This is a genomic window from Bacillus cereus G9842 (assembly GCF_000021305.1).
GTDB lineage: Bacteria > Bacillota > Bacilli > Bacillales > Bacillaceae_G > Bacillus_A > Bacillus_A thuringiensis_S.
Window position 1 is genome coordinate 2,577,069 of the sequence record NC_011772.1, and the last position, 14,579, is coordinate 2,591,647.

Below are 14,579 nucleotides of genomic sequence, written 5' to 3' on the forward strand. Positions count from 1 at the left end.
GTAAGCATTTTAAAAGGAGATGACAACATAATGAATGGAAAAAGAAATATTTTCACATGTATTTCTATTATAGGAATCGGTCTAGCTAGTTTTTCTAGTTTTAGTTTCGCAGCAAATGTAACGGACAATTCAGTACAAAATTCTATTCCCGTAGTTAATCAACAAGTAGCTGCTGCAAAGGAAATGAAACCATTTCCCCAGCAAGTTAATTATGCAGGTGTTATAAAACCTACTCATGTTACACAGGAAAGTTTAAATGCTTCTGTAAGAAGTTACTACGATAATTGGAAAAAGAAATATTTGAAAAATGATTTATCTTCTTTACCTGGTGGTTATTACGTAAAAGGAGAGATTACGGGTGATGCGGATGGGTTTAAGCCACTTGGAACTTCAGAAGGTCAAGGGTATGGGATGATAATTACAGTATTAATGGCTGGTTACGATTCGAATGCCCAAAAAATCTATGATGGTTTATTTAAAACAGCAAGAACTTTTAAAAGCTCTCAAAATCCTAATTTAATGGGATGGGTTGTCGCAGATAGTAAAAAAGCACAAGGTCATTTTGATTCTGCTACTGATGGGGATTTAGATATTGCGTATTCTCTTCTTCTTGCTCATAAGCAGTGGGGATCAAATGGAACAGTTAATTATTTAAAAGAAGCACAAGACATGATTACAAAAGGTATTAAAGCTAGTAATGTTACAAATAATAGCCGACTAAATTTAGGAGATTGGGATTCTAAAAATTCACTTGATACGAGGCCATCTGATTGGATGATGTCACACCTTAGAGCATTTTATGAATTTACAGGTGATAAAACTTGGCTTACTGTTATTAATAATTTGTACGATGTTTATACGCAATTTAGTAATAAGTACTCTCCAAATACAGGACTTATTTCAGATTTCGTTGTAAAAAACCCACCACAACCCGCACCTAAAGACTTCTTAGAGGAGTCAGAATATACAAATGCATATTATTACAATGCTAGTCGGGTACCATTGAGAATTGTAATGGACTATGCGATGTACGGCGAGAAAAGAAGTAAAGTCATTTCTGATAAAGTCTCTTCATGGATTCAAAATAAAACGAATGGAAATCCTTCTAAAATTGTGGATGGTTATCAATTAAATGGATCTAATATTGGTAGTTATTCAACTGCTGTATTTGTTTCACCGTTTATTGCTGCAAGTATAACGAGTAGCAATAATCAAAAGTGGGTAAATAGCGGTTGGGATTGGATGAAGAATAAGAGAGAAAGCTATTTTAGTGATAGTTATAATTTATTAACTATGTTATTTATTACAGGAAATTGGTGGAAACCTGTACCTGATGATAAAAAAATACAAAATCAAATAAATGATGCAATTTATGAAGGATACGATAATTAATTAAATTTGAGAATGGTTACTTAAGAAAGGAATTAGCATACGCTAGTTCCTTTTTAATATTTTGTAAAACATTATCCATTCTAAAATTCGCATAGATATACTTGCTTTTTTCATATACATAGTTATTGATGACTCTATGTTTTTATGAGGGGAGAGTATTTCTTGGAAAAAGTATTATTTTTCGGAGACCCAGGTATTGATGACTCATTTGCCATTATGTATGGTTTACTGCATCCCGAAATTGAAATTGTAGGTATTGTAACTGGATACGGAAATGTTGAGCATATACATGCTGCACATAATGCAGCGTATATTTTACAGTTAGCAAATAGACAAGACATTCCTGTCATTAGTGGTGCAACAAAACCACTTACAGAAGAAATTACTACGTACTACCCTGAAATTCACGGAGCAGAAGGATTAGGGCCCATCCATGTTCCAGAAAGCGTATTATCTATTCCAATATACAATTTTGGTAGTATCGCTGCGATTCTTGTAAAGTACGGAAAAGATTTAACGATTGTTGATGTAGGAAGATCTACCTCGTTAGCAATTGCTTTTAATTTATGGAATGATTTAATGCTAGATGTAAAAGCAATATATTTCATGGGTGGTGTTTTTTTAGAAGTAGGAAACGTTACGCCGTTAGCAGAGGCAAATGTGTATGGAGATCCTATAGCAAGTAAAATTGTTTTCCATCAAGCAAAGAATTTATTAATATTCCCTTTAAATGTAACAAACAAAGCTGTGTTAACACCAAATGTATTTAGCTATATTCAAGCTAATACAAAGAATCCATTTCATATGATAATGAAACCAATGTATGACTACTATTTATCTGCATACCAAAAACTTAATCCATCTATCGAAGGACCTTTGCTACATGATGTGGTTGCAATAAGTGGATTAGTAAATCCAAGTTTTTTTGAATTTGTGCATCGTACAGTAAATGTAGATACATACGGAGATACGAAAGGACAAACATTTGCTGATTTCCGCCCTAGCTCTATACCTGAAGGGGCCCATATAGCATTAGAAATAGATGAACAAAAATTCATTCAAGATTTTATAAAAATCATGTTATAAGTTGTTGTCGAAAAAGGGAATTATTTCAATGCGTTGAATATAAAAATACATCCCTCTAGATAAAGGAGCTTACAATATTGAATGTCCAGTTAAAGGTTGTTACGAGAGAAAATTGGGAAGAAGCATTAAAGCTACAAGTTAAAGAAAATCAGTTGAAATTTGTTCCATCCGTAGCAGTTTCGCTTGCTAAAGTATATATAAAACCAGATGGTGACAATGTAGAGTACATACCATTCGCTATATACGTTGGTGACCTTATGGTTGGTTTTGTAATGCATGCAGTTGTAAGAAAGACATCAGATATGTATTGGATTAACGGATTTATTATTGATCAAAAGCAGCAAGGTAATGGATATGGAAAAGCAGCATTACAAGAAAGTATTAATATAATAAAAAATACTTTTAAATCGTGTAAAGAAATTAGATTAACCGTACATAAAGATAATATCTCTGCAAAGAAACTATATGAACGATACAGTTTCAAATCATTAGAACAGGAGTATGATGGCGAGCAAGTATATCGTTTATTTGTTTAACTATTAGGAAGTAAAGGCGTGAAATGAAATATGCAATTTACTGAAGTGAAAATTGAAGTGTTCATTCCTGAAGAATATATTGAAACATTAAGGGATGAATTAAATAAAATTGGAGCATGTAAAACGGGCGAATATGACCATTGTCTTTCCTATAGTTCAGTGAAAGGATATTGGAGACCGTTAGACGAGGCATCTCCTTTTAATGGAGAAATTGGTCGAATATGCGAAGGGCAAGAATGTAAAGTTGAAATAAAGTGTAAACGAGAACTTGTAAAAGATGCTCTTGAAGTTATTAATGATATTCATCCGTATGAAACACCTATGATTTATATTATACCAATACTAAATGACTATTTTGAGCAACTATACATTGAATAACTAGGAGGAATATCAATTGAAAAGTAAATTTCATCATATTGTACGAGCAGTCATGATAAAAGATGAAAAATTATTAGTTGCTGAATATATTGGCCATCATTATTTTTTACCTGGTGGCCATGTTGAAATTGGAGAATCAGCAGAGAATGCATTAATAAGAGAGTTAAGAGAAGAACTTGGAGTAAACTGTAGTATACAACAATTTTTAGGAGTCATAGAAAATCAATGGCAAGATAAAGAAGTGCTTCATCATGAAATTAACCACATTTTTGAAGTAGAGTCACAAGATTTACATACGGACTTACCACCGAAATCTAGCGAGTCTCATTTAGCATTTCAATGGATAGATTGTAATAAAGAAGCCTTAAATCATTATGAAATCATGCCAATGCCTTTAGTGAAGGAATTACTAGAAAGAAAGTTAAGTGATGAACTACTAAATTGTTGGATTAGTAATTTTTAAATCACTTTATTTATAGTAAATACGTCCATCGAATGAATATAAAGAAAATAGGCTGAAAAACAAGGTACATCACCTAGTGTAAGTTCATATTTTGTTGATGTACGCATTTAGTCTATAGTCTTGTTTCTACTTTGTTCACAAGAATTTATTAACTTTAATATTTGGGCGGAATTTATATTTATAAATGGAGGGGTTCTTAATGAATCAGTTTCAACATGAACTACAAACATTAAATCTTAATGATTATCAAACTGGTAATGTTGTGTATTGGGATCAACAACAAAGTCAATATCCATACTACTACATTCAAGACGATGCACGTCGTTGCGGAGGATGCGGAGGTTGTGGTGGACGCTGTGGCGGTTGTGGCGGCGGTAGATGTGGTGGCTGTGGTGGACGTTGCGTAGGTTGCGCTGGTTGTTTTGGTTGCTTTAATTGCTGGAACTGGTGGGTTATTTAAATATAGTACATCATTAATATTTTATATGAAAGAAAGGTGTAAATACTGTTTATACTTTTCTTTCATGCTGTAATTTTGTATTAGTGTTAAGGGGGATTTATTTGTATACATACGAAAAGTTGATTTCTTGGGTAGAAAATATAAAAGAAAAAAATCAAAGTTCTGCTGCAGCACTTTGTATTATAAAAGATAATAAAATCGTGCTAGAGCATTATAGTGGTTATCACTCAAATACATCTACAAGCAAGAAAGTAACAGCACCTTCACAATTTAACGTTGCTTCTGCTAGAAAAAGTTATTTAGGATTAATAATAGCGTATGCGCTTTATGAGGGGAAAATAAACTCTATTGATGATGAAGCGATAAAATATTTTAAAGACTTTGATCCTGTATTGCTTGGTAAAACGACGATAAGACATTTAGTAACACATTCGCACGGATTAGAAGAAACGAATGACGGGACAATTTTTCGTGAATTTGAACCGGGACAATCATGGGCGTATAGAGATATTAATGTAAGAATGATGACACGTCTTATTTATCAGCTATATAACAAAAGTTTTCCTGAATTGTTAAAAGAGCGTGTTTTTAAACCTGCTAAATTTCAAGAAACAGGATGGAGAATACAGCAAGATGAAAATTTGGTTGAAATTATTAATAATCCAAATGAAGACCCGATAAGTGGAATTGGTACAGTAAATGATGGTACTGAAAAAAATCTATTTGTCTCAGCTAGAGAATTTGCGCAGTGGGGCAATCTTCATCTAAATCAAGGCATGATACATGATAAACAAATCGTTCCAAAAGAAGTTATAAAAATTGCTACGAGTTTGCAGAGTCCAACATTTATAAACAAAGAGCTACCACAAAATGGGGTGTTTTGGTTCATCCAAAATGAGCCTGCACAATTAAGCGAACTTGGTGAACGTATTCCAAAAGGGTCGTATCAAATATTAGGGATTACTGGGCCGACTATTTTAGTAATACCTGAATATAATGTAGTTGTTGCAAAAATGTATAATAAAAGATATAACTACGGCGGTGATAATTACTTATATTATTTACATGAATTTAGTAATTTAGTCGCTGATACATTTAGTAACCGTATTAGGGCATAATTACTCCTATAACAAAAAGGGGTGATTGAAAGTGAAAGATAAAGTGAACAAAAATAAAAAGCAAAATATAAAAGATGTAAATACAGAGCAAAATGCAATTTATAGCAATCCTAAAGATGCAGCTAATATGCAAACTGTACCGCAGCCGAAAGATTTTGATGAAATCGAATATTAATTTTTCATCCGACTATATGATGAATGAAAAATACGTCTTAAGTCTCATAACATTTAAGAAATTATTTGATAACATATATACATAAGCATTTGAAAATGTCTTATCTTAACAAAGCTTTCTTTAGAAATATCTGATATAACCTGCAAAAGGCACTTCTTTATGAAGTGTCTTTTTGTGTATATGAACTTAATTACCATTTTCCGTACAGTATCTTGTAATTTATGATGGATATACTAACTGTGAAAATTCATGTCAAGATAAAAGAAGGGGACAAGTTAGTATGAAACAAAGTTCTATAAATCCGTTACTAATTGTTCTAGGTACAATCATTGTTCAAATTGGCCTTGGAACAATTTATACATGGAGTTTATTTAATCAACCCCTTGTAAGTAAGTTTGGATGGAATCTTAATTCAGTAGCGATAACTTTCTCCATAACAAGTTTTTCTTTATCATTCTCAACTTTATTTGCAGCAAAGTTGCAGAAAAAATTAGGACTTCGAAAACTTATTGCTACTGCAGGAATTGTTTTAGGACTCGGCTTAATACTTAGTTCACAAGTTTCTTCTTTACCACTATTATATTTATTAGCTGGTGTCGTTGTTGGTTATGCGGATGGAACAGCTTATATTACATCACTATCTAATTTAATTAAATGGTTTCCAAATCGGAAAGGGCTTATTTCAGGTATATCTGTATCAGCGTATGGAATGGGCAGCTTAATCTTTAGATATATAAACGGAAATCTTATCGATAACCTTGGTGTATCACAAGCATTCTTATATTGGGGTATTATCGTGTTACTTTTAGTGTTAATCGGATCGTTCTTCTTACGTGAGGCAATTGTAAGTAATGCTGTAACTGAAACATTACACAATGACTATACTCCGCGTGAAATGATGCGAACGAAACAAGTATATCTGCTATTTTTTATGTTATTCACCTCGTGTATGGGTGGTTTGTATTTAATCAGTATGGTAAAAGATATCGGCGTACAACTCGTTGGACTTAGCGCAGCAACTGCTGCAAACGCCGTTGCTATGATTGCAATCTTTAATACAGTAGGTAGAATCATTCTTGGGACGTTATCAGATAAAATCGGCCGAATGAAAATTGTCTCTGCTACGTTTATTATTATAGGATTGTCAGTCTTTACTTTAAGTTTTATCCCGCTAAATTACGGAATCTATTTTGCTTGTGTAGCAAGTGTCGCCTTTTGCTTCGGTGGTAATATAACTATATTCCCAGCTATTGTCGGAGATTTCTTTGGATTAAAAAACCATAGTACAAATTACGGCATTGTCTACCAAGGTTTCGGATTTGGTGCGCTTGCAGGATCATTTATTGGAGCGATACTCGGGGGATTTCAACCAACTTTCATTATAATCGGTGTTTTAAGTGTTATTTCCTTCATTATTTCAATATTAATCCGTCCACCAACTGCAGAGAAGACAAAGGAACTAAAACATCTACATCGGAAAGTTGCTTAATTTTAAAAAGAGTCCTCATGTTAGGGCTCTTTTTTATTCCATTAACTTTGCTTCTTTACTAACTCATTAAAGACAGGACAATATCATTATAAAATTGAATAGATAAGTAAAAAGGAGCGTGACACTTAAAATGAAAATAGTACAGCAGTGGGTACAAGAAGATAGTGATTACATAAGAGAGAAAGTAATTGAATATAATCAAAAATATCTCGCAGATGAAGAAAAAACACCTTCAGAAAAGGTTAGTTTCATAGTAAGAAATGAAAAAGAAGAAATCGTAGGTGGGGTAACAGCAATAATTTTTTGGCACCATGTACACGTTGACTTTCTATGGGTTTCTGAAGAATATAGACACGAAGGTTATGGAACCAAGTTAATAAAACTTATTGAAGAATTTGCAATTGAAAAAGAGTGTAGGTTAATCAATTTAGATACTTTTAGCTTTCAAGCACCTGCTTTTTATAAAAAACATGGATATAAAGTAATTGGAGTAAGTGAAGATCATCCGAAAGGACATAATCATTATTATTTAGAAAAACGGCTAAAAAGTATATAGAATTTGTTAACATTAGTATTTGGAATACAAATGTAATCAAGGCGAGGTTATTATTAATTTTAGTTTTAATTTAATCAATTTTCATGCTAAAACTTCAAGAACGTTCTTTGGATAATCTTCCTAAGATACGTTCTTTCTTTATATATCAGTGGCCCATTCTTATTAACTCCACCAATAGCGGTAAAGGCAAGACTTAACTAACTTATATATATTAAAAGGAGTTAATGGTAGAATGGATAGAAGACAGAAAATTCCTTTTATTAAAAATAGAGGAGGTACATATGAAAAAAGTTAATGTTACATACGCGATTTTGTACGATAAAACTAATGAAAAGATCTTAATGGTAAAAAACAAAGGGGAAAATGGTTCTTATTATACATTACCGGGTGGCGCAGTTAAATTAGGAGAAACCTTAGAAGAAGGAGTAATTCGGGAAGTAAAAGAAGAAACAGGGTTACATATAAACGTAAAAGGGATTTGTTCTATCAGCGAAGCCTTTTTCGAGGAAAGAGATCATCATGCAATTTTCTTTAATTTTCTAGGCGAAATAATCGGCGGGGAGACATATATATCAAGACCAAAAGAAATCGAAGAGATTACTTGGATGGAATTACATATAGCAGCACCGTATTTACGCATACCAGAACATTTACTAGATTTATTACAAAAGAAAGAAACAGTACCTTATTTTTTTAACGGAACAATCGTTCATCAATCTTCATAAAAATATTATCTCATGTAAGGCGGGGAAAACATGGAGTTCATCGTTAATCACAAACAATTTACTCAAGCACTTTCAGAAGTTAACAAAGCGATATCAACAAAATCTTTAATTCCTATATTATCTGGTATAAAAATAACTGCAGATCAATCTGGAATTACTTTAATTGCAAGTAACTCGAATATTTTTATTGAAAAATTCATTCCTGTTTCAATTGAAGATGAAAAAATTGCAACTATTTTAAAGGCAGGAACTATTGTTGTACCTGCAAAGTATTTCATTGAAATAATAAAGAAAATGCCAAGTGATATAGCAATAAAAAGTAAGAATGAGCAAATTATTAAGATACAATCAGAAGAAATCACATTAAGTTTAAATGGATTTCCTGCAGATGAGTTTCCGAATGTACCGCTTATAGACAATCATGCAGAAATCAAGGTAGAGACAGAGCAATTGATTGAAGTATTTAAACAAACAGTCTTTGCGGTAGCAAAAAATGAATCTAGACCTGTTCTTACTGGGGTGCATATAGAGTTATCTAATAATAAGTTTATTTGTGCTGCAACTGACTCACATAGACTAGCGATACGTGAAACGCGACTTTCCTCAGATGTAAAAGCAAATTGTATTGTACCAAGCGCAACCATTAGTGAACTTCTAAAATTAATGAACAGCAATTCGGAATTCGTATATATTTACCTTTCAGAGAGTCATATTATATTTACGCTTGGAACAACTACATTATATTCAAGACTAATTGAAGGGAAATATCCTAATATTTCTAACCTTATTCCAAATGACTTTAAAACGATTATTAACATAGATAGAAAAAAGATATTACAAGGTGTAGACCGATCAAGTTTATTAGCAAGTGAATGGGCCAATAACAATGTTAACTTAGAAATCATAAACGAATCTACAATTAAAATTTCTTCAAACGCTTCTCAAATTGGGCAAATATCCGAAACGCAACAAATAGATGCGATTCAAGGTGAAAAACAATTAAATATATCTTTCGATGGGCGTTTTATGGTTGATGCTTTAAGAGCAATAAAAGAAGAAACGATTACTTTAAGCTTTGGCGGTTCTATGAGACCGATATTGATTGAAGCAGGAGAGCAATCTGCAGCAATCCATCTTATATCTCCAGTAAGAGCTTATTAAAAACGGAGGAAGGAATCACATTATGTACAAGCACACTTTATGTTTTATAAAAAGAAATGAAGAGATACTTATGTTAAATAGAGAATATGATCCGGTAAAAGGATTATGGAATGGGGTAGGAGGAAAGATAGAAAAGGGAGAAACACCTTTAGAAAATGCGATTCGTGAAATAAAGGAAGAGACTAATATAAAAGTTACGTATGACCAAATTCAATTTAAAGGCATTATTAAATGGGAGGATTCTTCATATTCTGGCGGTATTTATGTTTATCTAGTAGAGTTACTTCATGAATTTACATATCGCACTCCAAAAAAAGTCGCAGAAGGAATTTTAGATTGGAAAGAGGTTTCTTGGATTCTTAGTGACTATAATTACGGTGTAGGAGAGATGATACCTAAATTTTTAGTTGAAGTGCTCCACAATGAATTAATATTAGAGCATAATTTTATTTTATCTAATCATAAATTAATAGATTATAGGAATAAAGAATTAGCTAAGCAGGACAACTCTATAGATAATATAATTCCATTATAAAAAGTAAGAATCGTAATCTATCATACACAGCAAAATAATTATCACCTAAATATAAAAGCCATAGATTATTCGAAGAGTAGCTAAGGAGAAAATTTATATGAGGATGAGTGTGATGAAGAAAATAGTTATTTTACTCATAGGTATCGTTTTAATTACTATTGCTTTTTATCAATACAACAAAAAAGAAGGTTTAGCTAAAAATGATAAGGTGTATGTAGAAGACTTTAAAGGTAAAAATGATTCAAACAAAATACAATCTGCTATTAATAAAGCAGAATCTAGTAAAATTAAAACAGTATTGCTTGATGATAAGAAGTATAAAATTACGTCACCAATCGTAGTGAAACAGGGTGTAAAGTTATTATTTGGTTATGGAACACAATTTGTTGTTGAAGGTAATTTTAGAGTTCTAGAATTAGAAAAAAACGCTTCTATTGAAGGAGCTTATATAGCTATAGATGATCCTAAATTTAATTCTGAAGTTATATATTTAGACGGAAAAAATAAGTATTATAACACTTGGCACAAAACACAAATAAAAGATATAAATATTATCAATTGGACAGAAACGAATAAAGGTACCGGCATTTCTTTGTATTCTGGTGGGAAGGAAAATGAAATTTCATTTATTAATTTTGAAAATATAAAAGTTGTAGGCATGGAAACTGGGGTGAAATTAGTAGCAAAGAAACCACAATCTGGACATGCATGGATAAATGCCAACCGTTTTATGAACTTCTCTCTCGAAGATTGTGTAAATATGATTTTTATGGATAGTAATGTAACAACGCCAAATGAAATTAGTGGTAACCTATTTACAAACCTTCAAATACAACCTACAAATAAAACGAAAAGTATTGTAAAGGTAAGTGGACAGCATAACGAGTTCCATGGAATGGTGTGGGATTTACAGAAAATCAATCACGAAAACGAACTCATTGAACTAACTGATAAAAGTATGAATACAGTGATTGAAATGTCCAGTGTACCAGCAAATAGAATTTTAGATAGCGGGAAATCAAATATAGTGAAATAAGTTTAAATACAGAAAAAGAGCGAATTCCTTATAAGAGAGTTCGCTCTTTTTCTATTTATAATTAAATTTCTCTCCACCAAGCTGTTGAAGGATAGTTTGTAGATTTTAACGTAATAGATTCGCCAATTTGGGGCGTTGTAATTTTAACTTCTAAACGGTTAGCTTCTTTCGTAACACGCTCTATCGGATCACTCCATTCGTGTAATGCTAATGTAAAAGCACCCCAATGAATCGGAAGAAGTAATTCTCCTTGTACATCAATATGAGCTTGTACAGTTTCTTCAGGCAACATATGAATTGCAGACCACCTCGGATCATATTGTCCGCATTCCATCAATGTAAGATCGAATGGACCATATTTATCACCAATTTCCTTAAAGTGAGGGGCATAACCGCTATCGCCACTAAAGAAAATTTTAGTCTCTTGACCAAGGATAAGCCATGAACACCATAATGAACAATCTCTATCTGTCATACTTCGTCCAGAGAAATGCCTTGCAGGCGCACATACTAACTTAATATTATCAAACGTAATTTCGTCCCACCAATTATGCTCACTAATTTTACTAGGCGAAACACCCCATTTAATAAGATATTGTGCAACTCCAGTTGGAACATAAAAGTGCTTTGCGCGATCTTTTAACTGCATAATACTTTTGTAATTCAAATGATCATAGTGATTATGAGAAATGATAATCGCATCAATTTCTTGAAGGTCATCACGTTCTAAAGAAAAAACACCACTATAGCGTTTACTATTAAACAAAGGAAATGGGGAAGAGGCATCTCCAAACATAGGGTCTAATAACAGTTTTTTACCTTCTATTTTCAAAAGAGAAGCAGAATGGCCAAACCATGTAACACTCTCTAACGGTTCATTATCTTTATTTGATAAAACGATAGGCAAACCCTTTATAGGACGCAGCTTTGATTTTATTTTAAAGTAATCCGTCATTAAACTTATAATATCTTTCGGTTTAAAACTCATATCAGTATGAATTTGATTTGTATATTTCTTATTCATTCGTTCTCCTTTTTACGATTAACAATTTACGTATGTTGTTATTGTAGCTATTTGTAGTTTAAACTATATTATTTTACCTTTCATCTAAAATGCCTTGTATTTCATAAATCCGTCAAATTCATTATTTGTATCTATAAAGTACAAATCGCACAGCAGCAGCTAAGACAAATATTAAGTACATGTAAATTGTTTTTATTTAGTAAATTCCTTCTTATACGCAACAAAGAACATATGTTTCTTTGTATGTTATAGAAGAAAATATGTCTCTAATAAAAGAAAGGAAGGAGAGGATATAAGTGCACATAGAGCGAAAAAAGAAATCAAAATGTAAACTATCAAAATCTGAAATCATGCATTTGTATACTGAAGGGAAGAGCACCTCAGAAATCGCTGTGCTTGCTAATGTGTCTGCAAGGTATATTCGTATGGTTTTATCAGACAATAACGTACCAAGGCGCGCTATAGGGAGTTGGAAGAGAAAGTATGACATAACAGAAGATTACTTTAAAACGTGGTCAAACAATATGGCTTATATTTTAGGGTTTATAGCAGCAGATGGTGTTATACAGAAAGAAAATCAATGTGTCAGTATATCTCAAAAAGAAAGTTATATTTTAGAAAATATAAAAAAAGAACTAAAAACAAACCAGCCACTTTATCAAAACAAAAAAACAAGCGTATACATGCTAAATATTAATAGCAAAACAATAAAAGACGACCTTATGAACATACACGGAATTATGCCATGTAAATCATTTAACATCGAATTTCCTTTTGTACCAGAAGAATATTTGCATCATTTTGTTCGTGGGTATTTTGATGGGGATGGTTACGTCAAGTATGAAACTTATACAGTTAATTTCATAGGTGGATCATATAACTTTATGAATTCTTTACATCAAATTCTTCAAAATCGCAATTTACGAGCCGATTTACTAAATCAAAACAAACATTATCGCGTTATTTTATCTGGAAGAAAATCAATACAACTATTTTCAAATTGGATTTATAAAGACAAAGATATTTATTTGCATAGAAAATATGAAGTGTTTCAGAGAGAAAGTCTGAGTTTAGATCAATTACAAGATCGAAAATTAAAACAAACTCAAACTGCCGTTAAACAAAGAAAACAAAATTTCCTTGAAGAATATATGAAAAATAAATGTAATGCTACAACTTGTTCAAATTTAGAAATAAGTGAATCGGCTTTCAAACGTTGGCTAAAAAATGATAATCAATTTAAAAGAGATTATGAAAAGATTAATTTAACAATGTCCACTAGCGATAACTAAATATAAAATCCTAAAAAACCTTAGAATAGGTATGAAGATAGCTATTCTAAGGTTTTTTATTTTTAAATCATAAAGGATTCTTAATTTTATTGATTGAATATAGTAAATACATAGATTTTACAATTTTCTTGATAAAAAAGGAGAGAGACACCTTGCAAAAGAAATTTATCAATCCAGAAACGATGCCACCAACTTTTGGATATTCACATGTAGTGGAAGTTAGTAACGCTAAACGAACAATTTACATATCTGGACAAGTAGCGATTAACACTGATGGTCAAATAGTTGGCATTGGTGATTTAGCTACACAAACGCGACAAGTTTTCGAAAATATTAAAAGTGCATTAGAAACTTCGGAATTAAGATTTAATGATGTAGTAAAATTAACATTTTTCCTAACAGATATTTCTCAAATGGCCATGGTTAGAGATATACGAGATCAATACGTTGATACTAAGAATCCACCAGCAAGTTCAGCTGTCGAAGTTAGAAAGTTAATTAACGATAACTTATTAATTGAAATTGAAGCAATTGCTATAGCAAACTAATTTTAAGAACTTATCCGTAATCATATCAATGCAATTCGTTTAATGCGTTCAGTTAAAACGAATTGCATTTTTTATTGTCTTAAATATAATTTATATCTGGAGACATTTTCATCAACAACTTATAAAACAAACAACTAAACAATCCATCACACAGAATGATTAAAAAGAACGAGGGGAGGCTAATCACAAAAACTGACTTATTTATAATAAGTTTATAATTTGAAGTTAGTTAACATAATATATATTATAGGTAGTTATAGAGACAAAGCGATTACAGGTATCAAAAACCAAGTAAACTATACTTAATGAGACGGAACGGAGATTTTTAGTGAGATTCATATGAAATCTTATCTAAACAAATTTCTTCGGTTTTTATCGTTTTTATTTGTTATAAATTCATCACAGCAAATCTTACTCAATAATCGCTTAAGATTTAACGAATCCAAATCATTTTTGATCGGCAAGAAATTTTTATACAGAAAAATTATTTCTATACAAAATATAAATTAGTAATTTTATTTTATGTTTTACTTAATGAACTTATTGCTATTTGCACACGTTTTACAACTTTACATTATTTGTTGTTATTTCTGTTATTTAGGCTT

General features: G+C 31.7%; 17 protein-coding genes. 16 read left to right on the top strand and 1 reads right to left on the bottom strand.

Annotation, left to right across the window (positions count from 1 at the left end):
• Positions 1–30 precede the first annotated feature (30 nt).
• The 14 genes from BCG9842_RS12850 (at position 31) to BCG9842_RS12915 (ending at position 11,110) form a co-directional block, all read left to right on the top strand.
• Positions 31–1,392, top strand: coding sequence for a glycosyl hydrolase family 8 (locus BCG9842_RS12850; protein ID WP_001013608.1), 1,362 nt, complete (start codon positions 31–33; stop codon positions 1,390–1,392).
• A 162-nt stretch (positions 1,393–1,554) separates the two neighbouring features.
• Complete coding sequence (locus BCG9842_RS12855) at positions 1,555–2,478, top strand: nucleoside hydrolase (protein ID WP_000416781.1); 924 nt, start codon at positions 1,555–1,557, stop codon at positions 2,476–2,478.
• 77 nt (positions 2,479–2,555) lie between these two features.
• Positions 2,556–3,014, top strand: a complete 459-nt coding sequence (locus tag BCG9842_RS12860; protein ID WP_001102680.1) for a GNAT family N-acetyltransferase — start codon at positions 2,556–2,558, stop codon at positions 3,012–3,014.
• 30 nt (positions 3,015–3,044) lie between these two features.
• On the top strand, positions 3,045–3,392 hold the full coding sequence (gene cutA, locus BCG9842_RS12865) for a divalent cation tolerance protein CutA (protein ID WP_001160789.1): 348 nt from the start codon (positions 3,045–3,047) through the stop codon (positions 3,390–3,392).
• A 16-nt stretch (positions 3,393–3,408) separates the two neighbouring features.
• Entirely contained in the window at positions 3,409–3,855 is a 447-nt protein-coding gene (locus BCG9842_RS12870; RefSeq protein WP_000836826.1) for an NUDIX domain-containing protein, read from the top strand.
• 199 nt (positions 3,856–4,054) lie between these two features.
• The gene (locus tag BCG9842_RS12875; RefSeq protein WP_001071343.1) at positions 4,055–4,315 is read left to right on the top strand and encodes a heterocycloanthracin/sonorensin family bacteriocin; all 261 of its coding nucleotides are present in this window, start codon (positions 4,055–4,057) and stop codon (positions 4,313–4,315) included.
• 101 nt (positions 4,316–4,416) lie between these two features.
• Positions 4,417–5,433: a serine hydrolase domain-containing protein gene (locus BCG9842_RS12880; RefSeq protein ID WP_000288926.1), complete on the top strand. Its 1,017-nt coding sequence runs from the start codon at positions 4,417–4,419 to the stop codon at positions 5,431–5,433.
• A gap of 31 nt (positions 5,434–5,464) precedes the next feature.
• Positions 5,465–5,608 (top strand): hypothetical protein, encoded by a 144-nt coding sequence (locus BCG9842_RS31335; RefSeq protein ID WP_000653681.1) that lies wholly within the window; start codon positions 5,465–5,467, stop codon positions 5,606–5,608.
• Positions 5,609–5,888: 280 nt separating this feature from the next.
• The gene (locus tag BCG9842_RS12890; RefSeq protein ID WP_000814379.1) at positions 5,889–7,097 is read left to right on the top strand and encodes an L-lactate MFS transporter; all 1,209 of its coding nucleotides are present in this window, start codon (positions 5,889–5,891) and stop codon (positions 7,095–7,097) included.
• Positions 7,098–7,227: 130 nt separating this feature from the next.
• Complete coding sequence (locus BCG9842_RS12895; protein ID WP_000706901.1) at positions 7,228–7,653, top strand: GNAT family N-acetyltransferase; 426 nt, start codon at positions 7,228–7,230, stop codon at positions 7,651–7,653.
• A gap of 281 nt (positions 7,654–7,934) precedes the next feature.
• Positions 7,935–8,378 (top strand): NUDIX hydrolase, encoded by a 444-nt coding sequence (locus tag BCG9842_RS12900; protein WP_000757612.1) that lies wholly within the window; start codon positions 7,935–7,937, stop codon positions 8,376–8,378.
• Between the two features lie 30 nt (positions 8,379–8,408).
• Complete coding sequence (gene dnaN, locus BCG9842_RS12905) at positions 8,409–9,539, top strand: DNA polymerase III subunit beta (protein WP_000394477.1); 1,131 nt, start codon at positions 8,409–8,411, stop codon at positions 9,537–9,539.
• A 22-nt stretch (positions 9,540–9,561) separates the two neighbouring features.
• The gene (locus tag BCG9842_RS12910; protein ID WP_041488123.1) at positions 9,562–10,074 is read left to right on the top strand and encodes an NUDIX hydrolase; all 513 of its coding nucleotides are present in this window, start codon (positions 9,562–9,564) and stop codon (positions 10,072–10,074) included.
• Between the two features lie 97 nt (positions 10,075–10,171).
• A complete protein-coding gene (locus BCG9842_RS12915) occupies positions 10,172–11,110 on the top strand; it encodes a hypothetical protein (protein ID WP_001242975.1) in 939 nt (312 codons plus the stop codon).
• Between the two features lie 61 nt (positions 11,111–11,171).
• On the opposite strand, the gene BCG9842_RS12920 is transcribed toward BCG9842_RS12915, so the two are convergent.
• A complete protein-coding gene (locus BCG9842_RS12920) occupies positions 11,172–12,134 on the bottom strand; it encodes an MBL fold metallo-hydrolase (RefSeq protein WP_001037075.1) in 963 nt (320 codons plus the stop codon).
• Between the two features lie 296 nt (positions 12,135–12,430).
• Between BCG9842_RS12920 and BCG9842_RS12925 the strand changes: the two genes are divergently transcribed.
• Together BCG9842_RS12925 and BCG9842_RS12930 are read left to right on the top strand one after the other, a co-directional pair.
• Positions 12,431–13,426: an LAGLIDADG family homing endonuclease gene (locus BCG9842_RS12925; protein ID WP_000546833.1), complete on the top strand. Its 996-nt coding sequence runs from the start codon at positions 12,431–12,433 to the stop codon at positions 13,424–13,426.
• Positions 13,427–13,578: 152 nt separating this feature from the next.
• Positions 13,579–13,974, top strand: a complete 396-nt coding sequence (locus BCG9842_RS12930) for a RidA family protein (RefSeq protein ID WP_001169706.1) — start codon at positions 13,579–13,581, stop codon at positions 13,972–13,974.
• The last annotated feature ends 605 nt before the right edge of the window (positions 13,975–14,579 follow it).